Genomic DNA, 883 nt, shown 5'->3' on the forward strand with positions numbered 1-883 from the left:
GGCCACGCGGCGGAGTAAAAGTCGGCCACTTGGCGCCGCAAGCGAGGAACGTCGGGAGGGCGTAGCCCGACCAGAGTTTCGCGCTTGCGGCGTCGGCGATTTCTGCGCGGGTTTCAGCCCGCCTTTCGGGCGCGGCTTTGCGCGAGACGATAGCTGTCGCCATTCATCTCGAGGATGTTGACGTGGTGGGTGATGCGGTCGAGCAGCGCGCCGGTAAGACGCTCGGATCCCAGCGTTTCCGTCCATTCGTCAAAAGGAAGGTTGCTGGTGATCAGGGTGGCGCCCCGCTCGTAGCGTTGCGAGATCAGCTCGAACAGCAATTCCGCACCGGTCTTGGATAGAGGCACGAAGCCCAGTTCGTCGATGATGAGAAGCTTGTAGGCGGCCATCTGTTTCTGGAACCGTAACAGACGCCGCTCGTCGCGTGCCTCCATCATCTCGCTAACCAGCGCGGCGGCAGTGATGAAGCCGACGGACAAGCCCTTCTGACACGCGGCCAGGCCGAGACCGAGTGCCACATGGGTTTTGCCCGTGCCACTGGGACCAAGCGCGATCACGTTCTCACGCCGCTCGATCCACTCGCAACGGGCCAGTTCCAGCACCTGCATCTTGTTGAGCTTCGGTATGGCGGCGAAGTCGAAGCTGTCGAGGCTTTTGATGACCGGGAACCGCGCCGCCTTGATGCGGCGTTCGACCTTGCGGCGGTCCCGCTCGATCATCTCCCGTTCGGCAAGACGGGCGAGGTATCCGGTATGATCGACGCCCTCGGTGGCGCATTGGCGTGCCAGTTTCTGGTATTCCCGCTGGAAGGTCGGCAGCTTGAGGATTTTGAGAGTGTGGGAAAGCAGGATCTCGGGAGCTTCGGTGTTCATGCCGCGTCCTC

At 62.3% G+C, this 883-nt stretch carries 1 protein-coding gene; it reads right to left on the reverse strand.

Translation table 11 applies throughout. The annotated features are described in order from the left end of the window. Window positions 1–113: 113 nt before the first annotated feature. Complete coding sequence (istB, locus tag V4T21_RS19110; RefSeq protein WP_332719926.1) at window positions 114–872, reverse strand: IS21-like element helper ATPase IstB; 759 nt, start codon at window positions 870–872, stop codon at window positions 114–116. Window positions 873–883: the final 11 nt, after the last annotated feature.

Source organism: Pelagibacterium mangrovi (assembly GCF_036662815.1).
GTDB lineage: Bacteria > Pseudomonadota > Alphaproteobacteria > Rhizobiales > Devosiaceae > Pelagibacterium > Pelagibacterium mangrovi.